The following is a 23,236-nucleotide window of genomic DNA, read 5'->3' as shown; positions in this document are numbered from 1 at the left end:
GAGAACTTCATTCCATGTTGGGGAATTCCCCCCCCCACAGAGCAACAAAAAAAACACCACACCGGGGCGGGTGGCATCTCCACATGCCGGGGCACGCCGTCCCCCCGGAACAGCCGCCAGTCGGGCTCCTCCCGTGGATTCATCGGGGAACCTCCCTCTCGGCCCGCCTCAGCGGACATCGCGCGCCTCCTGCCGTCTCTCTCACTGCCGCCTCAATGCCGCTGCGGATCCCACCGTCACTCCGTGGGGTCCACAAGATCCAGCCGTGGCAGCGCCCGCCCGGCATCGGCCCAGGCGAGTACCGGCCGCCCGGGGTACTCCTCGGGCCGTTGCAGGGTCTTCGTGCGGTACGTCCGTACGGCCTCGGGCAGTTGCCGGGTGCTTGCCCCCGCCGCGTGGCGCACGGCCGGGGACCCCTGCTCCCCGCTGCGGTCCCACAGCACCACCGGAACGCCCGCGGCCAAACACATCTGCACCACACCGGTGCGCCGGTGGGCCGCCACATCGACGGTGACCCGGGCGGTGAGCCGCTCCATGAGCAGACCGCACACCGCCTCCGGGTCCGGGGCCGTGGCGTCGTCGATGTGCACGGGCTCCTCGGCCTCCAGCCGGGCCCAGCGCTCCCGCCACTGGTCCAGCATCGTGCCGCCGTTCAGCTCCCGCAGCTCGGGGCAGTTGACGACCAGGGGGTACGGGGTGCCGAGCCGCATGGGGAGCACCGCTCCCGGTCCCGCGGCCTTCCAGCGGTCCACCGGCACCTCAAGGGCGTCCCGGTCCACGACCAGTTCGATGACGGGCCGCGGCCCCGAGGGGTCGGGGCGGCGCAGCGCGCCCACGGCGGCGAAGATCTCCTGGGCCACCTCCTGCGCGCCGCGCGGCCGTTCACTGTCGTCCGACACCTGGCGCAGCCCGTCCCCGTCGTCGCACCACAGCCGCAGCCGGTAGCGCTCGGGCTCCTCCTCCCGTGCCGCCGCCGGTGCGCCGCCCGGTGCCGCCCCGCAGCGGTCCAGCTTCGCCACGACGCGGGGCGCGGCGCCCCGGGAGGCGCTCCGGGCCCACTGCTCGGCGTCGTGGCGCCGGTCCATCAGGGCGGCGTCATGGACGCCGAGACGGCGGGCGACCGCCGCGTTCCACCGCCGCAGCGCGGCCCGCTGCTCCGCCGGGCAGCATCCGGCGGCCACGAACTCCACGGCCCGCAGCAGGCCCGGCACGGCGGGCATGGCCCCGTCGTCGGCCGCCGAGCTGTCCCCGTGCAGCCCCTCCACATGGGCGATCAACGCCTCGAACCGCCCGCCGAGGCCGTCTCCGCCACCGACGACACCGAGGCCGTCTCCGCCGCGGACGCCGCGGACGCCGCCGAGACCGTCCCCGTTGTCCCCGTCGTGGTAACCGTCGTGGTGACCGTCGTGGTGCCCGTCACCGCCGGTGAGCAGCGCCGCGGGCAGGGCCGCCAGCGGCAGCGCCGCCCGTACGGCCCCGGGGACACCGGCCGCGGCGGCCGCGGGCAGGGCGCGCAGCTGGACCAGCAGCCGCTCGTGCTCACCCGGCGAGAGCAGCTTGGGCAGCCCGCAGCGGCGTCCGATGGCGAGGAGGTCGTCGGCCACCGGGCCCGCCATGCCGCGCACCGCCTCGACCAGCGCGGGCAGCGCACGCCCCCGGGTGAGCAGCAGCTGGGCGAACTCCTCGGCGGAGGGCACGCCGTCCGCGCGATGGCCGAGGCCGCATTGGCGTGCGACCGTACGGCAGCAGCGGATCCAGCCCTCGGACAGCGTCAGCGGCCCGTCCAGCAGGGCGACGAGCTCGGCGTAGGCAGGGTGGTCGCGCACGTCCACCGCGGGCTGCCGGGGCAGCAGATGGCCCGCCCCGGCGTCGTCCAGCTCCCGCGTCACGCGCTGCCAGGGGATGCCCCAGGCGCGGCGCAGCGCCCCCTGGACGCGGAGCTTGGCCGTCACGAGCCCGACGACGGCGCCCTCCTCGTTGGACCACAACGGGCCGCCGCTGTAGGCGGCTTCGATGTCCAGGGCGCGCTCGGCCCCGTCGAAGTAGCCGAACCGCCCGTCGCACGCGCTCACTTCGGCGTCGGCGAACACCCCGGGCTCCCCGCTGCCGTGCCAGGCTCGTACGAGCTGCCGCGTGGCCATCGGGTGCCAGCGCGGCGGCTCGATGGCGGGCGGCGGGCTCACGTTCAGCCGCAGGACGGCGAGGTCGCCGTTCCACTCGAAGGCGCCCAGGCCGCCGTCGTCGGTCCGGGGCGGTATCCAGACCGCCAGCTCGGCGTGGGCCTCGACGGTGTGCTCCGGTCCGTGGAGCCGTACGGGCACGGCGATCGGGCCCGGGTGATCCGGGGCCAGCATGTCCTTTCCCAGCGCGCTGTTGACCACATGAGCGCACGTCAGCAGATGGCGGCGCGGCAGCAGGACGCCCGCGCCCGCCGGTCTTCCGTCGGACTTGGCGAGAATGGACACCGCGGGCCGTGACGAGACCCCGTGCGCGTGGAACCACCCCATGGACTTCAGCCCGCGGGGCCGGGCCGGGACGGCGGCACCGCCGGCACCGTGGGCCCGGGCCGCTCCGACGGCCTCCAGGTGGCCGAAATGGTCAGGTTGGCGTTCCCGTTGGCGCCCACGATGCCGAGCTTGAGGTCCTGGCCGACCTGCACCCCGAACTGCACGGTGAACTCCTGGGGCGGATGCGGAGCCGAGCTGACGGCGTCGTGCACATCCTGGAGCACCGGCCCCAGGCCTCGCAGGATGACGCCAAGACCGGCATGGGCGAGCGTGGCCGCGGCCTGCGCGCCCCGCCCCACCGGGGTCACGCCGCCGACGCCGCCGTACGCGTCCTCGGGGGAGGCGTCTCCCACGGGGGCCAGTTCCAGCCGTACGGTCGTGCCGTCCGCCAGGGGTATCTCACGGTGTTCCGTCACATTCCTCATCATGCCGATCATCAGGCCTCCGGTCTGCCCCTTCGCACCAAACGCCGCCGGAACGACGGACGGGGCGCGGGGCCACGGGCGCGCGCCACCGGGGCGCCCCGCGCAAGGTCGATGTCGGATTCCCGCGAGCCTGCCCCCACCCCGCTGGCGGATGCTGGACCCATGCACACCGACACCGACCGGTGCCTCCGCGCCGCACAGGCCAAGGACGCCCGCTTCGACGGGTGGTTCTTCATCGCCGTCGTGACCACCGGGATCTACTGCCGGCCGAGCTGCCCGGTCGTCGGGCCCAAGCCCGAGAACATGCGGTTCTACCCCAGCGCCGCGGCCGCCCAGCAGGCCGGGTTCCGGGCCTGCAAGCGGTGCCGTCCGGACGCCAGCCCCGGCTCGCCGGAGTGGAACGAGCGGGCGGATCTGGTGGCCCGTGCCATGCGGCTGATCGCCGACGGTGTGGTGGACCGGGACGGGGTCCCGGGCCTGGCGGCCCGGCTGGGATACAGCACCCGGCAGGTCGAGCGGCAGCTGCTCGCCGAGCTCGGCGCGGGCCCCCTCGCGCTCGCCAGGGCCCAGCGGGCGCAGACCGCGCGGCTGCTGATCGAGACCAGCGCGCTGCCGATGGCGGACATCGCCTTCGCGGCCGGGTTCGCCAGCGTCCGCGCGTTCAACGAGACCGTACGGGAGATCTTCGCGCTCTCCCCGACCGAGCTGCGGCAGCGGGCCGGCCGAGGGCCGCGGACCAGCGTGCCGGGGGTGCTCACGCTGCGGCTGCCGTTCCGGGCGCCGCTGTGCCCGGACAACCTCTTCGGGCACCTGGCCGCCACCGCCGTCCCCGGCGTCGAGGAGTGGCGCGACGGCGCCTACCGGCGCACCCTGCGGCTACCGTACGGGCCCGGGGTGGTCACCCTCAGCCCCCGGCCGGACCACATCGCCTGCCAGCTCTCCCTCGCCGACCTGCGCGATCTGGCCGGGGCGATCAGCCGCTGCCGGCGGCTGCTGGACCTCGACGCGGACCCGGCCGCCGTGGACGACCTGCTGCGCACGGACCTCCAGCTGGCCCCGCTGGTCGACAAGGCCCCGGGGCGGCGGGTGCCGCGCGCGGTGGACGCGGACGAGTTCGCGGTGCGCGCGGTGCTCGGACAGCAGGTGTCCACGGCGGCCGCCCGCACCCACGCCGGGCGCCTGGTGACGGCGCACGGCGAGCCCGTGGAGGACCCGGCGGGCGGCCTGACCCACCTCTTCCCGTCCGTCCAGGCCCTCGCCGGGCTCGACCCCGAGAAGCTGGCCATGCCCCGCACCCGCCGCGCCACCCTCACCGGGCTGATCGGCGCGCTCGCCGAGGGCCGGGTCGCGCTCGGCGTCGGCAGCGACTGGGACGAGGCCCGCGCGAGCCTCGGCGCGCTGCCGGGGCTCGGCCCCTGGACCGTCGAGGTGATCGCGATGCGCGCCCTCGGCGACCCGGACGCCTTCCTCCCGACCGACCTGGGAGTGCGCCGCGCCGCCACCGAACTGGGCCTGCCCGCCACGCCCGGCGCCCTCACCCGCCACTCGACCCACTGGCGCCCCTGGCGCGCCTACGCCGTCCAATACCTCTGGGCCACAGACGCAGCCCACGCCATCAACCGCCTACCGGCGGCATGACGGTTTGTGGGCAATCGTCCCGCGGGGCGGGGACGGGTGGGCACAAACGGCCACCGGCCCGCACCCGGCAACGAAACGGCGGCCCGTACACCGCTGAGCCGCCCGACCCGCACCCCACCGCACCCAGCGCCCCCACACCCCACCGAGGAAAACACATGAACCGCACCCACACCACCATCGACAGCCCCTACGGCCCCCTCACCCTCGTGGCCACGGGCACCGACCTCTCCGGCCTCTACATGGTCGCGCAGCGCCACCGCCCACCCGAGGAAACCTTCGGCGCTCCCGGCGACCCGGCCGACATCCCCTTCGCCGAGACCATCCGCCAGCTCACGGCCTACTTCGCGGGCGAGCTGACCGAGTTCGACCTGCCGCTGCACCTGGACGGCACGCCCTTCCAGCGCCGCGTCTGGGCCGAGCTGCGGGCCATCCCGTACGGCGAGACCTGGTCGTACGGCCAGTTGGCCGACCGCATCGGCCGGCCGACCGCCTCCCGCGCGGTGGGGCTGGCCAACGGCAAGAACCCGGTCGGCATCATCGTCCCCTGCCACCGCGTCGTCGGCTCGTCCGGCAGCCTCACCGGCTACGGCGGCGGCCTGGACCGCAAGCGGCGGCTGCTGGAGTTCGAGGCACGACAAGAGCGGCAAGAACTCCCCGGCCTCTTCTGACCATGAACTCAGTGTTCAGCCCGCGGCGATGCGATCCAGCAAAGCAGGCAGCGCCACACCAATGGGCTCACGAACGACCTCGTCCGCAACCTCGTCGTACGGCGTCGGCTCCGCATTGACGATGATCAGCCGGGCCCCATGCTCGGCGGCCAGCCCGGCGAGCGAGGCCGCGGGCTGAACCTGGAGGCTGGTACCGACCGCGATGAAGATCTCGCACGCCTGCGCCACCGCGACCGCTTCCGTCAGCACCTCCGGATCGAGGTTCTCCCCGAACATCACCGTGGCCGACTTCAGGATCCCGCCGCACTCCCGGCACGCCGGATCCGCCTCCCCCGCCGCGACCCGCTCCAGCGCCTCGTCCATCCCGGACCGCGCCTCGCAGTGGGTGCACCGCACGGCCCGCGCGGTGCCGTGCAGTTCCAGCACCTTGCGCGCGGGCATCCCGGCGATCTGGTGCAGCCCGTCCACGTTCTGGGTGATCACCCGCACCGGCACCCCCGAGCGCTCCAGCCGGGCGACGGCCTCGTGCGCCTCGTTGGGCCGGGCGTGCAGCGCCTCGCTGTCGCGCCGCATCTCCCAGGAGCGGCGCCGGATGTCGGGGTCGGTCATGTAGTACTCGTACGTCACGAGCTTCTCGGCCTCGGGATCGCGCCGCCACAGCCCCTGCGGACCGCGGTAGTCGGGGATCCCGGAGTCGGTGGAGATGCCCGCCCCGCTCAGGATCGCCACCAGCGGCCGGTGCGTCGTCTCGCTGCTCATGCGGCGAGCGTACGCACGCGGCGCGGCCGACAGCGAACGCGTTTATCCGGACGGGTAAAGTCCGCCCGGCACCGGGACGGACGTCCGACCCGGAGGCCCGGGACCCCGGGACGGACGCCCGGGTCGGACACCGCGGACGGGGAGAGTACGGGGATGGCGCGATTCCTATGGCTGAGCGGCCGGACCGCAGAGGAGGAGGACGGAGCACCGGAGGGCGGCATCGCCCGGACGATACGCGTCTCCGACGAACCACCTCGCCGCGGCCGCACCACCCGCCCGCTGGGCTTCCCCGAGCGGCGGAACCCACCCGGCGGCGGCCTCCCCGAGTACCGTGCCGCCCGTAAGGAGGGCACCCGCGCGTTCACCCTCTGGGCAGATCCCCAACGCGGGCAGGTGTTCGCGCAGGTGGTGACCAAGTCGGCCACCAAGGGCGGCCCCGCCACGTACGAAGTCCTGGGCGCCGCCGGCGAACCCCTGGCCCTCATCACCCGCCGCCCGGCGATGAAGGGCGGCCTCCGCACCCGCTGGACCGTCCAGCAGACCGGCTCCCGGCCCGCCGTGGGCTTCAAGGGGCGGCCCTTCTGGTGGGGCGTGTGGTGGCTGTTCCTCCCCCTCCAACTGCTGGTCCTGATCGGCATCGTCCTCAACGGCGGCGGCGACCCCGGCCGCACCCCGCGCCGCACCCGGTGGCGGCTGGACCGCCGGATCGTCCTCGACTTCCACAGCGGCCCCGGACCCGCCTTCGAGCTCAAGGCCGTGGCGGAGTGGTGGGACGACCGCGTGACCGCGTCCCTCGTCGCCCTCCTCGACAGCCACGGCGGCTGGCTGGGCAGCGAATGGGACACCGCCGAGCGCTGACGTCCGCGTGACTCCGCCGCGTGGCGGGGCTCCGCCCCGAATACCCGGACCGGGGCTTCGCCCCTTCCCGCAGCGTCGGTATGCGGCTCCGCCGCGTGGTGGGGCTCCGCCCCAGGCCCCGGGGTCCAGGGGCGGAGCCCCTGGTTACGGGAAGGGGCGGGGAGGGGAAAGCATCGCTATGCGGCCGTCAGATGCGCCGGGCCGACCGGGCCCGCTTCGTGCCGCGGTACGTCACCGAGGCGTCGTAACCGCCGACTTCAGGTAGTCCTCCACCCGCACTACGGGTCGACCGAGAACATCGGCAAGCGTGGGGTCGACCGGCGCGAAGTCGCCCTCACGGCTGGCGGCGAAGAGGCCGACGAGCATCTCGGCCGACGGCTCGGGCACGCCATGGGTGACCAGTTGCGCCCGGTATTCGTCGTCGGAGACGACCACCCGCCGGATCTGGCGACCCGTCAGCCGCGTGAGGATCTCCGCGATACCGGCCATGTCGATCACCTCGGGACCGGTGAGCGCGGGGCTCAGGCCGTCCAGGACCTCGCCGGTGAGGGCAAGGACGGCCGCGTCGGCGAGGTCGGCATGGGCGGTCCAGGCGACCGGCCCGTCCTCGGGCACGGCCAGGACGCCCGTCTCCAGCGCGCCCCTGACCAACTGCACGGCTGACGATACGTAGAAGCCGTTGCGCAGCGACGTGAAGGGGACACCGGACCGCCGTAGCGCCTCCTCGGTGGCGGCGTGGTCGGGCATCGGGGCGAACGGAGAGGACGGGCTCGCGCCCATGTGGCTCGTGTAGAGGATCCGCTCGGCCCCGGCCGCCGCCGCGGCGGTGATGGCCGCGCGGTGGCATCGGACGGCGGCCTCGCCCGTGGTGCTCGTCGAGACGATCAGGACCTTCGAGGCGCCCTCGAAGGCGTGGGGGAGGGTGTCCGGGTCGGCGAAGTCGCCCTGGCGGACGCGTACGCCCCGCGCGCCGAGGTCCCGCGCCGCCGCCACATCGCGCACGCTGACGCCGATCTCCTCGGCGGGGACGGCTTCCAGCAGCCGCTCGGCGACCATCCGGCCGAGCTGGCCATTGGCTCCGGTAACGATGATCACGGTGATCTCCTCTGCCCGTTTCCAGCGATATCGCCGCCAACGTATCACCGGAAACGAAGGGGTGCTAACGGCGTCCTGTTATCGTTGGAAGCATGGAGCGGGAGGACACCATCGCGCTGAACGGAAACCACGACGCGAACCACGACGCGAGCGGCGAGCCAAACAACGACGCGAACGGCGACGCGAGCCACGACGCGAGCGGCGAGGCAAACCGAGACCGTGACGGCAACCGCGACCGCATCGTCGCGGCCGCCGCCCGGCTGCTGTCCGACGGCGGGCCCGGCGCGGTCTCGACCCGGGCGGTGAGCTCCGCAGCCGGGGTGCAGCCGCCGACCATCTACCGCCTCTTCGGCGACAAACAGGGCCTGCTCGACGCGGTCGTCGCGCACGGCTTCGCGGAATACGTGAACAGCAAGGCCGCCGAGGAACCCACCGACGACCCCGTCGAGGACCTGCGCGTCGGCTGGGATCAGCACGTCGGCCTGGGCCTGGCCAACCCGGCGCTGTACTCGCTGATGTATGGCGGGCACCGCCCCGGGGTGTCCTCACCGGCCGCCGTCACTGCCTTCGAGATGCTCGCCCGGCTCATCCGGCGCATCGCCGAGGCGGGGCGGCTCGCCATCCCCGAGGAGCGCGCCGCGGCGCTGATCCACGCGGCCGGCTGCGGTACGACGTTCACGCTCATCGCCACGCCCGAGGACCGCCGCGATCCGGAGCTGTCCCGTACCGCCCGCGAGGCGGCCATCGCGGCGATCACCACGGACGCGCCCGCCGCCACCGAACCCGGGCCCGTCGCGGCCGCCGTCACCCTGCGCGCCGCGCTGCCCCGGGCGGACGCCCTGACCGCGGCCGAACGCGGCCTGCTGCGGGAGTGGCTGGACCGCATCGCCGATCCGGACGGTCGGCGGGCAGAAACCCCGTAGTCCGGACTAGCCCGAAACCGCCAGCCGGTGCGTACGCGCCGCGAGGTCGCTGACGCGGGCCCCGTCGAACCCGAAGACGGCGCTGCGCACCCGGTCCTCCAGCGGCTCGGTCCACTGCGGCGGGATGGCCGCCGCGCCGCACAGCACCCCCGCGACCGACCCGGCCGTGGCGCCGTTGGAGTCGGTGTCCAGGCCGCCGCGCACCGTCAGGGCGATCGTCGTCGTGAAGTCGCCCGCGCCGTAGAGCAGCCCGGCCGTGAGGACGGCGGCGTTGGGGACCACATGGATCCAGGGCAGCCCGGCGGTCTCCCGCTCGAGCTGGGCGAGCGCGTCCGCCCACGCCACGCCCGCGTCGTGCAGGGACGCGACCCGGCGCACCGTACGGGCCAGGCGGCAGCGCGGCGGGATCCGGTCCAGGGCGCTCTCGACGGCGGCGCGCGGACCGTCCGCCGTGAACGCGGCCGCGATCATCGCCGCCGCCCACATCGCCCCGTACACCCCGTTGCCCGTATGGGAGAGGACGGCGTCGCGGCGGGCCATCGCGGCGGCGCGCCGCGGATCGCCGGGGTTGACCCAGCCGTGGACATCGGCGCGGATCAGGGCGCCGATCCACTCCTGGTAGGGGTTGTCGACGGTCGCGCTGAGCGGCGGCTTCACCCCGGCCGTGAGATTGCGGTAGGCGGCCCGCTCGGCGGTGAAGGTCTGGAGATACGGCAGCCGCAGCAGCCAGACCTCACCGACCTGCTCGGTGCTGAACTCGGGGCCGTGGGTCTCCAGCAGGTGCAGGCCGAGGACGGAGTAGTCCACGTCGTCGTCGCGGCAACTGCCGTGGATCCGGCCGCGGACGCAACTCTGCCACTCGGGGCGCAGCTCGAACTCCACCGGGTCGGGGGGCGGCTCCAGCGCGGGCAGGTAGTCGGTCAGCGGGAGGGCGTCGGCGCGGCGCAGATACCGGTCGATGCGGTCGCGGGTCCAATGGTCGCCGTTCTCGACGGGTTTGCCGAGCATGTTCCCGGCGATCCGGCCGAGCCAGCCACCGAGGATCCGGTCCGCGAGTGCGCTCCCGCTGAGGGCCATGGGTCAGGTGTACCCATCTGAGGTGGGTGTACCGGTGCGGCCGCGCCGGATAGGGTCACAGCGGCGCGACTGCCTGGGCGAATGCGAGGGGTTACGAAGGTGACGGACGCTTCGACGGCTTCGACGGAGGCTTCGGAAGACGCGAAGGAAGCCACAGCCGGGACCAGGACATGGGCGCAGGGGCAGGCGACACCCCCCAAGCGCGTGCTGATCGCCGCGGACAAGTTCAAGGGCTCGCTCACGGCGGTGGAGGTCGCCGAGCGCGTCACGGCGGGCCTGCGCCGCGGCGCGCCCCGTGGCGGCGAGAGCCTGCGGATCGCGGCGCTGCCCGTCGCCGACGGCGGGGACGGCACGGTGGACGCGGCGGTCGCGGCCGGGTTCGAACGGCGCGAGGCGCGGGTCACCGGGCCGCTGGGCGCGCCGGTGACGGCGGCGTACGCGCTGCACGGGACGACGGCCGTGGTGGAGATGGCCGAGGCGTCCGGGCTGCGGCATCTCCCGGCGGGCGTCTTCGCGCCGCTCACCGCGACCACGTACGGCAGCGGGGAGCTGCTGCGCGCGGCGCTGGACGCGGGCGCCCGCACGATCGTCTTCGGTGTGGGCGGCAGCGCCACGACGGACGGCGGCGCGGGGATGCTCAGCGCGCTGGGGGCGCGCTTCCTGCGGGCGGACGGTACCCCTGTCGCACCGGGCGGGGGCCCGCTGCGCGACCTCGCCACGGCCGATCTGTCCGGCCTCGACCCACGCCTCGCCGCCACCGAGACCGTCCTGGCCAGCGACGTCGACAACCCCCTCACCGGGCCGAAGGGCGCGGCGGCGGTCTACGGCCCGCAGAAGGGCGCCGGCGAGGATGACGTGGCGGCCCTGGACGCCGCCCTCGCCCACTACGTACGCGTCCTGGAACGCGCGGTCGGGGCCTCGGCCGCCGAATACGCCCTCGCGCCCGGCGCGGGCGCGGCGGGCGGCATCGGCTTCGGCGCCCTCGTCGGCCTGGGCGCGAGCTTCCGCCCCGGCATCGAGGTGATGCTCGACGTCCTCGGCTTCCCCGCCGCGCTGGAGGGCGCGGACCTGGTGATCACGGGGGAGGGCTCGCTGGACGAGCAGACCCTCCACGGCAAGGCCCCGGCGGGCGTGGCGGCGGCCGCCCGCGCGCGGGGCATCGAGGTGGTCGCGGTCTGCGGCCGCCTGTCGCTGGCCCCCGCGGCCCTGGGCAACGCGGGCATCCGCCGCGCCTACGCTCTCACCGACCTGGAACCGGACCCAGCCCGCTGCATCGCCGAGGCCGGCCCCCTCCTGGAACGCACCGCGGCACGCCTGGCAGCGGACTTCCTCGCCTGATTTCGGCTTCCGGCGCATCTTCCCGAATTCGGGTACGGGTACGGGTGCGTACCCGTACCCTGGTGTCATGAGTGGAGGGAGCCTCACCATGGCCGATGCCAATGTCCGCATTCCCACCGAGGCACGAGACCGGCTGGCCGAGATAGCGGCTTCGGAGGGGCTTTCCCTGCGGGCGTATCTGGCCCGCCTCGCCGACACCCTGCTCACCCCGGCCGAGCGGGCCGAGCGCGCTGAGCGAGCTCGCGCCGTGTTGCGGGAGTGGAACGGGTACAACCCCAGCGAAGCCGAGATCGCAGACTTGGACGCCGACCTGGATCGGCGTCTGGCCGAGGCGGACGCCCGGTGACCGAAGCTCTGCACATCGTGCTGGACGACACGGCCATGGTGGCCGCCGGGCGCGGCAATGTCCTACTCTCCCGCCTGATCCACCGTGCTCACGCCGAGCCGGGCTGGTTCCTCTACGCTCCCGCCTGTGCCCTGGTGGAGGCCGACCGGGCCCGTCCCGGAACGGCGGAGCACATCGCCGCCCTGCCCAGCCTCACCGTTCTGGACCTCGACCTGCCTGCCGCCTTGGCGGTGGCGCGCGCTTCCGCCGGATGGGCGGCTGCCCACACCGCGTACGTGGCCCAGCCGACGCCTGAGCGCCCTGCCGGGGCGGTGGTCGCGACGGCTGCGGCGGACGGGTGGAAGGGGCAGCCGGTGCGGATCCTCGACGTGGGGCCGTAACCCCGGCCGGAACCAGAAAACGCCGTGGGGCCCGAGCGGGAAGCTCGGGCCCCACGGCGTTTTCGTCGAAGGACGGGCGGCCTGGCGGCCGCTACGGCAGTTGGGCTGCCCTCGCCTCACGGCGGTTGTCGCGGAACGCGTTCACCCGGCGCGCCGTGGCGAAGAGGGGGATCACCGCGCCCATGACGACCTGAAGGGCGCAGGCCGACTGGAGGAGGAGCTCTCCGCCGGGGGCCTCGAAGGCCCAGGCGGCCAGCAGGGCCATGCTGGTGACGATCCAGCCGAGCATGGCCACCGCGAGCCGGCCGCGCGGCTTGGGGTACTCCACCCGGCTCACCATCAGCCACGCGACGCCCACGATCGCGAGCAGCGTCGGCACGAACGGCAGGCCGAGCAGGACCACCGAGACGACCGTCAGGGCGCCGAAGGGACTCGGCATGCCCTGGAAGACGCCGTCACGCAGCGTCACACAGGAGAATCGCGCAAGCCGCAGCACCACCGCCAGCAGCACCACGATCGCGCCCACCACCGAGACCCGCTGATAGGCGTCGTCGGACACCATCCCCCAGACGAGGACGAAGTACGCGGGGGCCAGCCCGAAGCTGATCAGGTCGGAGAGGTTGTCCAGCTCCGCGCCCATCGCCGAGCTGCGCAGCTTCCGCGCGACGAGCCCGTCGAAGAGGTCGAAGACGGAGGCGAGCAGCATCAGCATCACCGCGGAGGCGGCGCTGTGCCGGGTCATCCCGCCGTCCTCGCTGCCCGTGAGGTGCGGGATGAGGACGCCGGTGGTGGTGAAGTAGACCGCCAGGAAGCCGCACGTGGCGTTGCCCAGGGTCAGCGTGTCGGCTATCGACAGTCGCGTCGACAGCGGCATGTCGTCCGTCTCGTCGACGTCCGCCGCGTCCACCTCGGCCTCGGGGACCCAGGCGGCCTGCGTATCGGGATCAATCACGGTCAAGGCGAGTCACCCCCGCGGTGGTGGCCTGGCCGACCTCGACCGCGACATCGACACCCTCGGGGAGGTAGATGTCGACCCGCGAGCCGAAGCGGATGAGACCGATCCGCTCACCCTGTTCGACCTTCGTGCCCTGTGGCACATACGGCACGATACGCCGGGCGACGGCGCCCGCGATCTGGACCATCTCGATGTCGCCGAGCTCGGTGTCGAAGTGCCAGACGACCCGCTCGTTGTTCTCGCTCTCCTTGTTGAACGCGGGAACGAAGCCGCCGGGGATGTGCTCCACGGAGGTCACCGTACCGGCCAGCGGAGCGCGGTTGACGTGGACGTTGAGCGGGCTCATGAAGATGGCGACGCGGGTGCGCCCGTCCTTCCACGGCATGATGCTCTGCACCACGCCGTCGGCCGGGGAGATCACACGGCCCTGCGTGATCTCTCTCTCGGGGTCGCGGAAGAACCACAGCATGCCCGCCGCGAGCGCGGTGGCGGGCACGGCGACCGCCGCCCAGCGTCCGGAGCGGCGGGACCGAGCAAGACTGACCGCCGCGGTGGCGACGGTCGGGAGGAGCCACGGCGACGCTCCGCGCGCGAGGCGGACGCGGCCGCGTTGTGCAGAGGATTGGCTGTGGGGCATGGATGACCTTCGTAGCGGAGGATGCCGCGACGCAAGACTGGGGACGGCGGCTTTACGGGATGGTATCGGTTGCGAGCGGTAACTGGGCAAGCGCCGGGGCCCGTCGGTGGCTTGTCAGTGACCGAAGACCCTCGGCGCGGTGTGACCTTCTTCTCTCGGATACCACCCCAAAAGGGACGTTCAGTCTTGGGTTCGGTATTCCTCCAGAAGCCTCCGTCCAATAATCATTTTCTGAATCTCAGCGGTCCCTTCGCCGATGAGAAGCATCGGTGCCTCCCGGTAGAGCCGCTCGATCTCGTATTCCTTGGAGAAGCCGTACCCGCCATGGATGCGGAAGGCGTCCTCCACGACCTCTTTGCAGTACTCGGACGCCAGGTACTTCGCCATTCCCGCCTCGAGGTCGTTGCGCGCGCCCGAATCCTTCTTCCGGGCCGCATTGACCATCATCGCATGCGCCGCCTCGACCTTTGTTCCCATTTCGGCCAGTTTGAACTGGATGGCCTGGTGCTGGGCGATCGGCTTACCGAAGGTATGCCGCTGCTGTGCGTATGCGACGCCCAGCTCGAAAGCGCGTCGCGCCACACCACAGCCGCGGGCGGCGACATTCACCCGGCCGACCTCGACTCCGTCCATCATTTGGTAAAAACCTCGGTTCGGCGTCCCGCCGAGCACCCGATCGGCCGGAATGCGCAGTCCGTCCATGATGAGCTCGGTGGTGTCGACCCCCTTGTAGCCCATCTTCTCGATCTTGCCGGGGATGGTCAGACCGGGCCGGACCTCGCCGAAGCCGGGCTCCTTCTCGACCAGGAAGGTGGTCATCGCCTTGTGCGGCGCGACCCCCTCCTTGGCCTCGCCGGTCCGGCACAGGACCGCCACCAGGGTGGAGCTGCCGCCGTTGGTCAGCCACATCTTCTGCCCGGTCAGCACGTAGTCGTCGCCGTCCGGCACCGCCTTGCTGGTGATGGCCGACACGTCCGAGCCCAGGCCCGGCTCCGACATCGAGAAGGCGCCCCGGATCTCGCCCAGCGCCATCTTGGGAAGGAAATACTCCTTCTGTTCCTCGGTGCCGTGCTGCTTGAGCATGTACGCCACGATGAAGTGGGTGTTGATGATGCCCGAGACGCTCATCCAGCCGCGGGCGATCTCCTCCACACACAGTGCGTAGGTGAGCAGTGACTCACCCAGACCGCCGTATTCCTCCGGGATCATCAGCCCGAAGACGCCGAGCTCCTTCAGCCCTTCGACGATCGCCGTCGGATATTCATCGCGATGTTCCAGCTCGGTCGCGACCGGCAGGATCTCCTTGTCGACAAAATCCCTGACCGTGGAGAGGATCTCCCGCTGGATGTCGGTCAGGCCCTCCGTCTGCGCGAGGCGGCTCATATCACTGCCCTCCCAGCTCCGGGCGGCCCGGCTGCTCGCCGCCCCGCTCCTTGATGTAGGTGGCGGTCGGCACCATCACCTTGCGCCGGAAGACACAGACCAAGGTGCCGTCCTGCTTGTAGCCCTTGGTCTCCACATGCACGATCCCGCGGTCGGTTTTGGACTTCGACGGCGTCTTGTCCAGGACCTCGGTCTCGCCGTAGATGGTGTCGCCGTGGAAGGTGGGCGCCACATGCCGCAGGGACTCGACCTCCAGATTGGCGATGGCCTTTCCGGAGACATCGGGAACGGACATGCCCAGCAGCAGGGAGTAGATGTAGTTGCCGACCACCACGTTCTTGCCGAAATCGGTCGTCTTCTCGGCGTAGTTGCTGTCCATGTGCAGCGGGTGGTGGTTCATGGTGAGCAGACAGAAGAGGTGGTCGTCGTACTCGGTGACCGTCTTCCCCGGCCAGTGCCGGTAGACGTCGCCCACCGTGAACTCCTCATAGGTACGGCCGAACTGCATGGCTCACGCCTCCGGGGGCTGGAAGGTGGACGTACGGCTCATCCCGGCGGCGCGGCCCTTGCCCGCGACGACCAGGGCCATCTTGCGGCTGGCCTCGTCGATCATCTCGTCCCCGAGCATCGCCGAGCCCTTCATACCGCCCTCCGCCGAGGTGCAGTAGTCATAGGCGTCCAGGATCAGCTCCGCGTGGTCGTAGTCCTCCTGCGACGGCGAGAAGACCTCATTGGCCGCCTCCACCTGGCCGGGGTGCAGCACCCACTTGCCGTCGTAGCCGAGGGCGGCCGCGCGCCCGGCCACCTCGCGGAAGCCGTCCACGTTCCGGATCTGGAGGTACGGGCCGTCGATCGCCTGGAGGTCGTGCATACGGGCCGCCATCAGGATCCGCATCAGGATGTAGTGATAGGCGTCCGCCGGATAGCCGGGCGGCTGCTCGCCCACGACCAGCGACTTCATGTTGATGGACGCCATGAAGTCGGCCGGGCCGAAGACGATGGTCTCCAGACGCGGCGAGGCGCCGGCGATCTCGTCCACGTTGACCAGGCCCTTGGCGTTCTCGATCTGCGCCTCGATGCCGATCCGCCCGATCTCGAAGCCCATCGTCTTCTCGATCTGGGTGAGCAGCAGGTCGAGCGCGACGATCTGCTGGGCGTCCTGCACCTTCGGCAGCATGATGCAGTCCAGGTTCGGGCCCGCGCCCTCGACCACCGTGATGACGTCCCGGTACGTCCAGTGGGTGGTCCAGTCGTTCACCCGCACCACCCGGGTCTTACCGGTCCAGTCGCCCTCGTTCAGCGCCTTGACGATGGTGTGCCGGGCGTCCTCCTTGGCCAGCGGGGCGCAGGCGTCCTCCAGGTCCAGGAAGACCTGGTCGGCCGGGAGCCCCTGGGCCTTCTCCAGGAAGCGCGGATTGGAGCCGGGGACGGCGAGGCACGAACGGCGCGGACGCAGGCGGCCGGCGGCAGCGTCTGCGCGGTCGGGGGCGGTCATACGAGAACCTCCAGAGGGGGAAGCGTGTTCGCGGCGCGGATCTCATCGACGATACGGCCGATGATCTCCGTGATACCGAAGTCCTTGGGGGTGAAAACCGCGGCGACACCCGCCGCGCGCAGGGCGGCCGCGTCCGAGGACGGGATGATCCCGCCGACGATGACGGGGATGTCCTGGGCGCCCGCGGTGCGCATCCGCTCCAGAATGTCGGGCACCAGCTCGGCGTGCGACCCGGACAGGATCGACAGACCGACGCAGTGCACGTCCTCGGCCACGGCCGCCGAGACGATCTGCTCGGGGGTGAGCCGTATCCCCTGGTAGACCACCTCGAAACCGGCGTCCCTGGCCCGTACGGCGATCTGCTCCGCGCCGTTGCTGTGCCCGTCCAGACCCGGCTTGCCGACCAGCAGCCGCAGCCTGCCGCCGCCGAGCTCGGCCGCGGTCTTCCCGACCTTCTCGCGGACCGAGGCCAGCAGGGAGCCCGCCTCCGTGGCCACGGACAGGGGCGCGCCGCCGACCCCGGTGGGGGCGCGGTACTCGCCGAAGACATCGCGCAGCGCCCAGGCCCACTCCCCGGTGGTCACGCCCGCGCGGGCACAGCGCAGGGTGGCCTCCATCAGGTTGTCGGTCCCCACGGCGGCCTTACGGAGGGCACCGAGGGCCTCCTGGGCGGGTCCCTCGTCGCGCCGCTCGCGCCAGGAGTGCAGGGCCGAGACCACCCGCGCCTCGTTCTCCGGGTCCACCGTCATGATCGCGGTGTCGAGGTCGGCGGTGAGCGGATTGGGCTCGGTGGACTCGTAGCAGTTGACGCCGACGATCTTCTCCTCGCCCGCCTCGATCCGCGCCCGGCGCTCGGAGTGGGAGGCCACCAGCCGCGCCTTGAGGTAGCCGGACTCGACGGCGGCCATCGCCCCGCCCATCTCCTGGATCCGCTCGATCTCGGCCTCGGCCTCCTCCACCAGGGTGGCGACCTTGGACTCGATCACATGGGAGCCCTCGAAGATGTCGTCGTACTCCAGCAGATCGCTCTCATGGGCGAGGACCTGCTGGATGCGCAGCGACCACTGCTGGTCCCAGGGGCGGGGCAGGCCCAGCGCCTCGTTCCAGGCCGGGAGCTGGACGGCGCGGGCGCGGGCGTCCTTGGAGAGGGTGACGGCCAGCATCTCCAGGACGATGCGCTGGACGTTGTTCTCCGGCTGGGCCTCGGTCAGGCCGAGCGAGTTCACCTGGACGCCGTAGCGGAACCGGCGGTGCTTGGGGTTCTTGATGCCGTACCGCTCGCGGGTGATCCGGTCCCAGATGCGGCCGAAGGCGCGCATCTTGCACATCTCCTCGATGAAGCGGACGCCCGCGTTCACGAAGAAGGAGATCCGGGCCACCACATCGCCCTTACGGTCCTCGGGAACCTGGCCGGAGGCGAACACCGCGTCCAGTACGGCGACCGCCGTGGACATCGCGAAGGCGATCTCCTGCACCGGAGTGGCCCCGGCCTCCTGGAGGTGGTAGCTACAGATGTTGATCGGGTTCCACTTGGGGATGTGGTTGACCGTGTACGCGATCATGTCGGTGGTCAGCCGCAGGCTCGGGCCCGGCGGGAAGACATGCGTCCCCCGCGACAGGTACTCCTTGACGATGTCGTTCTGCGTCGTCCCCTGGAGCTTCGCGGTATCGGCGCCGTGCTCCTCCGCGACGACCTGGTACAGCGCCAGCAGCCACATCGCCGTCGCGTTGATCGTCATGGAGGTGTTCATCCGCTCCAGGGGGATCTCCTGGAACAGCCGCCGCATGTCGCCCAGGTGCGAGACCGGGACCCCGACCCGGCCCACCTCGCCACGGGCGAGGATGTGGTCCGGGTCGTAGCCGGTCTGGGTGGGCAGGTCGAAGGCGACCGAGAGCCCGGTCTGGCCCTTGGCCAGGTTGCGCCGGTACAGCTCGTTGGACGCCTCGGCGGTGGAGTGCCCGGCGTAGGTGCGCATCAGCCAGGGACGGTCCTTGGGGCGGGGTGTGCCACTCATCAGGCGCCCCGGCCGTTCTTGTGGTCGTCACGGAACAGGTTGATGGCGTCGATGTGCCGCTCGCGCATCGCCTGGTCGCGCACGCCCATGCCCTCCTCGGGGGCCAGGCACAACACGCCGACCTTGCCCTGGTGGAGGTTGTGGTGGACGTCGTACGTGGCCTGGCCGGTGTCCTCCAGCCGGTACGTCTTGGACAGCGTCGGGTGGATCTTGCCCTTGGCGATCAGGCGGTTGGCCTCCCACGCCTCGCGGTAGTTGGCGAAGTGCGAGCCGACGATCCGCTTCAGCGACATCCACAGGTAGCGGTTGTCGTACTCGTGGGTATAGCCGGAGGTCGAGGCGCAGGTGACGATCGTGCCGCCCTTACGGGTGACATAGACGGACGCGCCGAAGGTCTCCCGGCCCGGGTGCTCGAAGACGATGTCCACATCCTCGCCGCCGGTCAGCTCGCGGATCTTCTTGCCGAACCGCTTCCACTCGCGCGGGTCCTGGGTGCCGTCGTCCTTCCAGAACGTGTAGTCCTCGGCGGTGCGGTCGATGATCGCCTCGGCGCCCATCCGCCGGCAGATCTCGGCCTTCTGCGGCGAGGAGACCACACAGACCGGGTTGGCCCCGCCGGCCAGCGCGAACTGGGTGGCGTACGAGCCGAGTCCGCCGCTCGCGCCCCAGATCAGGACGTTGTCGCCCTGCTTCATCCCGGCGCCGTTGCGGGAGACCAGCTGCCGGTAGGCGGTGGAGTTGACCAGGCCCGGGGCGGCCGCCTCCTCCCAGCTCAGATGGGCGGGCTTGGGCATCAGCTGGTTGGACTTGACCAGCGCGATCTCGGCGAGCCCGCCGAAGTTGGTCTCGAAGCCCCAGATGCGCTGCTCGGGGTCGAGCATGGTGTCGTTGTGGCCGTCGGCGCTCTCCAGCTCGACCGACAGACAGTGCGCGACGACCTCGGCGCCCGGCTTCCAGGAGTTCACGCCGGGGCCGGTGCGCAGCACGACGCCCGCTAGGTCGGAGCCGATGATGTGGTAGGGGAGGTCATGCCGCTTGGCCAGGGGGGAGAGCCTGCCGTACCGCTCCAGGAAGCCGAAGGTCGGCAGCGGCTCGAAGATCGAGGTCCACACGGAGTTGTAGTTGACCGAGCTGGCCATCACGGCGACGAGCGCCTCTCCGGGGCCCAGCTCGGGCACCGGCACCTCGTCCACGTGCAGTGACTTGCGGGGGTCCTTCTCCCGGGTGGTGAGGCCGGAGAACATCTCGGCCTCGTCCTTGCGCACGGTCACCGCGCGGTACGACTCGGGGACGCGCAGTGCCGCGAACTCCTCGGGTGCTGTGTCCGACGCCAGGATCGCGTCAAGTATCTCGTTCATCGGTGCCTCCGGCGAAGCGTCCATGAGGGGACGCCTGAGGGAACGCTGGGCTCGTGACGGGTGATGCTGATGCGGTGCCGTCGGTTCGGCGGAGGTGCTGCTCGGTGCGGCGCGGGTGGCGCCGGGTGCCTGGTGACGCAGGCGTGTCCGGGCGCGCAAAGCGGCTTGCGGGGACAGCCGGCGCACGATGGTTGGCAGCGCGCCGGCCGCCCGGACATCATCACCGTATGGCACGCTGTGCCACCTCGCAAGACACTGGGTGCCAACAATTTCCCTCAGTTGTCATCTCCAGTGCACACATGAGCAACGACGGCCGCCCCCAGCGGGGCGGCCGTCGCGGTGTGGATCGGCTGTGGGCGCTGTCAGCCGTCCTTCTCCAGCGAGAGGGCGAAGATATGCGCCCGCGCGGTGCCCGAGGGAGCGCCCAGGGTGATCGCCGACAGCTCCTTGCCCGGGTCCAGCTCCACCACCTGGTGGAAGATCGCGGCCTTGGTGCCCAACGGGCCGGTGCGGGTGTGGATCTGACTCGTCCGCACCGCCTCCGTCTCGCCGTACGCGGGACCCGACCTCCAGGCCGTCAGCTGGATGGTCAGCTTGCCCGTCGAGCCGTCGGCGTACGCGGCCTCGGCGGGGACGGACACATTGCCGGTGTCGCCCGCGCCCAGCACATGGAGCTTCGTATAGCCGCCCGCCGCGACCGTAACCTTCTGACCTGCGGCGATGACATTGTTGTTGGAGCCCTCGCTGCCGTTGGTGAACGCGAAGGTGATCCCGTCGTCCTCGGTCTGCCCGGTCTGCGGCAGCTGCGCCATCGGATAGGTGCGGCCCGTACCGTCGAAGTCGCCGTCCCCGTAGTACATCTCGGTGGTGATGGCGTCGTTGTCGAAGTGCCCGGTCAGATCGACCTGGGTGACCGCGCCCGCCTGCGGCAGCTCCGGCAGGCCCCAGGGCTCGGCCGGGGTGGTGACCTTCACCGGGGTGATCCGGAAGTCCGGCCGGGTGCCGGCCGGGTAGATCACCGCCTCGTCCTCCCGGTCCAGCTCCAGCTCGATCTCGCCGTTGCCCAGGTCACGCCACTTCGGCGCGGGGCCGCCGACCCCGGCGACCGCCACCCGGCCGCCGATCGAGTGGCGGACGCGGCACGGCTCCCCGGCCAGGCTGCGCACCCGCACCCAGCGCGTCCTCCCGCCCGTACGCACCCCGCTGACCAGGAACGCGCCCTGGGTACGGAAGTCGTGCAGCGTGACGTCCCGCCACTCGCCCGGCACCCCGGGGAAGAAGCGGATCGTCCCGCCCCAGCTCTGGCAGAGCATGTCGTGGATCGCCTGGGCGCCCGACAGCGGGGTCTCGATCACCGGACCCGCCTCGTAGTAGTGGGTATTGGGCTGGATGAACCGCGCCACCAGCTCCCGCAGATACTTCAGCGCGTCATCGCCGCGCCCCATCTGCGTCGAGATCGAGGCCGCGCCCGAGAAGCTGTAGCCGCGCAGCGCGCCCTCGAAGCTGATCCAGTGCTCCAGCGAGCGGGCGATCAGGTCCCGGTGCTCCTTCTGGTCCCAGTTGACCAGGTAGAGCGGGTAGACCGAGAGCATATGGGAGTAGTGGCGGTGGGACTTGGCGAACGGGACGCCGGTGCCGATCATGAAGCCGTTCTCGTCCACCGGATAGTCGACCAGCTTCTCCAGCACCTCGCGCCACTTGGGCACCAGCGGATCGTCCTTGTCCAGCAACTCGACCGTGGTCAGCAGGGTCTGGCAGGACCAGCGCAGCAGCGCCAGGTCGTAGTTGCAGTCCGGGGCCGCGCCGTACTCGGGGGAGAAGGTCTTCGGCAGATGCAGCCTGCCGTCCGGCTGCTCCGTGAGGAAGTGCAGGTAGTAGTTGGTGGAGCGGCGCAGCAGCGGATAGAGCACATCCTCCAGCAGGCCCCGGTCCATGGTGTGGCGGTAGGTCAGCCAGACGTTGTGCAGCGCCCAGGGCAGATCGCCCACCTCGGGGGAGTCCCCGACGCCCGGCACCGGCACCGTGCCGTTGTCCTCGCACTGCGCGTCCGTGGAGCGGCGCAGCCCGGCCGAGTCGGCGCGGTACTCGGGCTTGAGGCCGCCGATGAGCACATCGGTGTTCTCGGCGAGGGTGCGCGGAATCGCGTCAAGCTCCAGGTGGTTGGAGCCGTGCACCGGCCAGTACTCCAGCTGGACGTTGAGGTTCCACCACACCCCGGGCCATGGGGTCGGCTCCACCCACGGGCCGGTGGTGGCCATGACGGGGGCGTGCTCACGGGCGGCGCAGGCCAGCTTGTAGAGCTGGATCCAGTAGAAGCTCTGGAGCATCCCGTCGGGCACCGAGATGAAGCTCTTGCGGTAGAAGCGGTGCCACCACTCGTAGTGGCTGCGCCGCAGGCTGGAGACCGGCAGCGCGGACGCCTTGCGCATGGTGGTCCGCGCCCGGCCCTCCGCGTCCGTACCCGGAAAGGAGTGCGCCACGGCCAGGTAGTACGTGCGCTCCCGGCCGCTGCCGCGCTGCTGGTACGCGCTCACCGTCTGCCCGCCCGCCACCAGGGACTGGACGGTGATGCCGAGCCCGTCCTCGGTGCGGCTGACCGGGGCCGGGTTGGGCTCGAAGCCCTTCGGCGGATCCTCGCGGACGATGCGCGGGCTGACCGCAGGTGAGGGCTTGAACTCCCAGCGGAACCCCTCCTCGCCGGCGCTCGCCTCGACGGTGGCCAGCAGCATGGTGCGGTCGTTGTGCACCAGCGCCCGGAGCTTCAGCTCCCCCTTGTCCGTGGTGACCGTGCCGCGCAGCTCGGCGTTCCACAGCTCCAGCCGCAGATCGACGCCGGTGATGGCGCCGACCGGGCGCAGCAGCAGATTGCCGACCGGGAGCCGCGCCACGCCCCAGTCGCTGCCGCCTTCGGTGGGCCGGTGGTCCTGCACCTCGCTGTGGTGGATCGTGAAGCGCAGCGCGTTCTCCCCGGGCTCCTGGTAGATCATCGAGCCCAGCAGGCCATTGCCGAGGAACGGCCCCTCGTACCACGTTCTCGGCAAGCGCTTCCAGAGCAGATCCTGGCCGCTGAGAAAGCGCTCCCACTCCTGGTCGGTGCGCATGCCCCGCAGGGTCACCGACTGCTGTGGCTGTGCGGCCGCCTCCTGCTCGGGGAGGACCGTGCCGACGGCCGTGCTCGCGGCGGCGCCCGCCGCCACCCGGCCCAGGAATCCGCGTCTGCTGACTGGCATCCCGAACATCTCCCGTCCCCGAAGCGATCAGATTGCTCCGATGATTTGGCTAGACGGGAGCGTAGAAACGGGCTGATGATGCGTCAAGGCACCCGATTGCTCTGATGTATCGAGCGCCGTGTCGAGGATGCGGTGAACGAGGAGGAACG

The 23,236-nt window shown here is 71.6% G+C and carries 20 protein-coding genes; 7 read left to right on the top strand and 13 right to left on the bottom strand.

The genetic code is table 11. The features are described 5' to 3' along the window. Positions 1 to 236: 236 nt before the first annotated feature. Both ACT2CW_RS39100 and ACT2CW_RS39095 read right to left on the bottom strand, forming a co-directional pair. On the bottom strand, positions 237 to 2,507 hold the full coding sequence (locus ACT2CW_RS39100; RefSeq protein WP_445520032.1) for a VMAP-C domain-containing protein: 2,271 nt from the start codon (positions 2,505 to 2,507) through the stop codon (positions 237 to 239). Positions 2,508 to 2,512: 5 nt separating this feature from the next. Further along, positions 2,513 to 2,932 carry a CU044_2847 family protein gene (locus tag ACT2CW_RS39095; protein ID WP_233362233.1) on the bottom strand — a complete coding sequence of 140 codons (420 nt, stop codon included), beginning with the start codon at positions 2,930 to 2,932 and terminating at the stop codon, positions 2,513 to 2,515. Between the two features lie 162 nt (positions 2,933 to 3,094). On the opposite strand from ACT2CW_RS39095, the gene ACT2CW_RS39090 reads away from it, so the two are divergent. Both ACT2CW_RS39090 and ACT2CW_RS39085 read left to right on the top strand, forming a co-directional pair. After that, positions 3,095 to 4,570: an AlkA N-terminal domain-containing protein gene (locus tag ACT2CW_RS39090; RefSeq protein WP_432048510.1), complete on the top strand. Its 1,476-nt coding sequence runs from the start codon at positions 3,095 to 3,097 to the stop codon at positions 4,568 to 4,570. 155 nt (positions 4,571 to 4,725) lie between these two features. Then, positions 4,726 to 5,238, top strand: coding sequence for a methylated-DNA--[protein]-cysteine S-methyltransferase (locus ACT2CW_RS39085; protein ID WP_445520031.1), 513 nt, complete (start codon positions 4,726 to 4,728; stop codon positions 5,236 to 5,238). A 15-nt stretch (positions 5,239 to 5,253) separates the two neighbouring features. Here the strand turns inward: ACT2CW_RS39085 and ACT2CW_RS39080 are convergent, their stop codons facing one another. Next, positions 5,254 to 5,997 carry an SIR2 family NAD-dependent protein deacylase gene (locus ACT2CW_RS39080; RefSeq protein ID WP_445520030.1) on the bottom strand — a complete coding sequence of 248 codons (744 nt, stop codon included), beginning with the start codon at positions 5,995 to 5,997 and terminating at the stop codon, positions 5,254 to 5,256. 153 nt (positions 5,998 to 6,150) lie between these two features. On the opposite strand from ACT2CW_RS39080, the gene ACT2CW_RS39075 reads away from it, so the two are divergent. Next, a complete protein-coding gene (locus ACT2CW_RS39075; RefSeq protein ID WP_445520029.1) occupies positions 6,151 to 6,855 on the top strand; it encodes a hypothetical protein in 705 nt (234 codons plus the stop codon). A gap of 231 nt (positions 6,856 to 7,086) precedes the next feature. Here ACT2CW_RS39075 and ACT2CW_RS39070 read toward each other — a convergent pair whose 3' ends face one another. Next, positions 7,087 to 7,950 (bottom strand): NmrA family NAD(P)-binding protein, encoded by an 864-nt coding sequence (locus tag ACT2CW_RS39070; RefSeq protein ID WP_445520028.1) that lies wholly within the window; start codon positions 7,948 to 7,950, stop codon positions 7,087 to 7,089. Between the two features lie 92 nt (positions 7,951 to 8,042). Between ACT2CW_RS39070 and ACT2CW_RS39065 the strand changes: the two genes are divergently transcribed. Continuing rightward, positions 8,043 to 8,873 (top strand): TetR/AcrR family transcriptional regulator, encoded by an 831-nt coding sequence (locus tag ACT2CW_RS39065; RefSeq protein WP_445520027.1) that lies wholly within the window; start codon positions 8,043 to 8,045, stop codon positions 8,871 to 8,873. A gap of 6 nt (positions 8,874 to 8,879) precedes the next feature. Here ACT2CW_RS39065 and ACT2CW_RS39060 read toward each other — a convergent pair whose 3' ends face one another. After that, complete coding sequence (locus ACT2CW_RS39060) at positions 8,880 to 9,950, bottom strand: ADP-ribosylglycohydrolase family protein (RefSeq protein ID WP_182473617.1); 1,071 nt, start codon at positions 9,948 to 9,950, stop codon at positions 8,880 to 8,882. Between the two features lie 204 nt (positions 9,951 to 10,154). Between ACT2CW_RS39060 and ACT2CW_RS39055 the strand changes: the two genes are divergently transcribed. From ACT2CW_RS39055 to ACT2CW_RS39045, 3 genes are all read left to right on the top strand, one after another. Beyond that, entirely contained in the window at positions 10,155 to 11,288 is a 1,134-nt protein-coding gene (locus tag ACT2CW_RS39055) for a glycerate kinase (RefSeq protein WP_445520026.1), read from the top strand. Positions 11,289 to 11,376: 88 nt separating this feature from the next. Further along, positions 11,377 to 11,634 carry a hypothetical protein gene (locus tag ACT2CW_RS39050; protein ID WP_182473691.1) on the top strand — a complete coding sequence of 86 codons (258 nt, stop codon included), beginning with the start codon at positions 11,377 to 11,379 and terminating at the stop codon, positions 11,632 to 11,634. Further along, complete coding sequence (locus tag ACT2CW_RS39045; RefSeq protein WP_401640079.1) at positions 11,631 to 12,014, top strand: hypothetical protein; 384 nt, start codon at positions 11,631 to 11,633, stop codon at positions 12,012 to 12,014. Before ACT2CW_RS39050 ends, ACT2CW_RS39045 begins: the two co-directional genes overlap by 4 nt. 91 nt (positions 12,015 to 12,105) lie before the next feature. On the opposite strand, the gene pssA is transcribed toward ACT2CW_RS39045, so the two are convergent. The 8 genes from pssA to ACT2CW_RS39005 all read right to left on the bottom strand — a co-directional run bounded on the left by pssA (position 12,106) and on the right by ACT2CW_RS39005 (position 23,087). Continuing rightward, positions 12,106 to 12,972: a CDP-diacylglycerol--serine O-phosphatidyltransferase gene (gene pssA / locus ACT2CW_RS39040; protein WP_037958797.1), complete on the bottom strand. Its 867-nt coding sequence runs from the start codon at positions 12,970 to 12,972 to the stop codon at positions 12,106 to 12,108. After that, complete coding sequence (locus ACT2CW_RS39035) at positions 12,959 to 13,606, bottom strand: phosphatidylserine decarboxylase (RefSeq protein ID WP_182473620.1); 648 nt, start codon at positions 13,604 to 13,606, stop codon at positions 12,959 to 12,961. The genes pssA and ACT2CW_RS39035 overlap by 14 nt, the downstream gene beginning before the upstream one ends. Positions 13,607 to 13,786: 180 nt before the next feature. Continuing rightward, on the bottom strand, positions 13,787 to 14,989 hold the full coding sequence (locus ACT2CW_RS39030; RefSeq protein ID WP_182473621.1) for an acyl-CoA dehydrogenase family protein: 1,203 nt from the start codon (positions 14,987 to 14,989) through the stop codon (positions 13,787 to 13,789). A gap of 1 nt (position 14,990) precedes the next feature. Then, complete coding sequence (locus tag ACT2CW_RS39025) at positions 14,991 to 15,497, bottom strand: MaoC family dehydratase (RefSeq protein ID WP_037958791.1); 507 nt, start codon at positions 15,495 to 15,497, stop codon at positions 14,991 to 14,993. A 3-nt stretch (positions 15,498 to 15,500) separates the two neighbouring features. After that, a complete protein-coding gene (locus ACT2CW_RS39020) occupies positions 15,501 to 16,484 on the bottom strand; it encodes an HpcH/HpaI aldolase/citrate lyase family protein (RefSeq protein ID WP_051573593.1) in 984 nt (327 codons plus the stop codon). After that, entirely contained in the window at positions 16,481 to 18,499 is a 2,019-nt protein-coding gene (locus ACT2CW_RS39015; RefSeq protein WP_445520025.1) for a protein meaA, read from the bottom strand. The genes ACT2CW_RS39020 and ACT2CW_RS39015 overlap by 4 nt, the downstream gene beginning before the upstream one ends. Further along, entirely contained in the window at positions 18,499 to 19,857 is a 1,359-nt protein-coding gene (ccrA, locus tag ACT2CW_RS39010; RefSeq protein ID WP_445520024.1) for a crotonyl-CoA carboxylase/reductase, read from the bottom strand. Before ccrA ends, ACT2CW_RS39015 begins: the two co-directional genes overlap by 1 nt. 362 nt (positions 19,858 to 20,219) lie before the next feature. Beyond that, positions 20,220 to 23,087: a glycosyl hydrolase family 95 catalytic domain-containing protein gene (locus tag ACT2CW_RS39005; RefSeq protein ID WP_445520023.1), complete on the bottom strand. Its 2,868-nt coding sequence runs from the start codon at positions 23,085 to 23,087 to the stop codon at positions 20,220 to 20,222. Positions 23,088 to 23,236: the final 149 nt, after the last annotated feature.

Source organism: Streptomyces sp. NEAU-174, from assembly GCF_052665095.1.
This window is presented reverse-complemented; position numbering and strand designations above follow the sequence as displayed.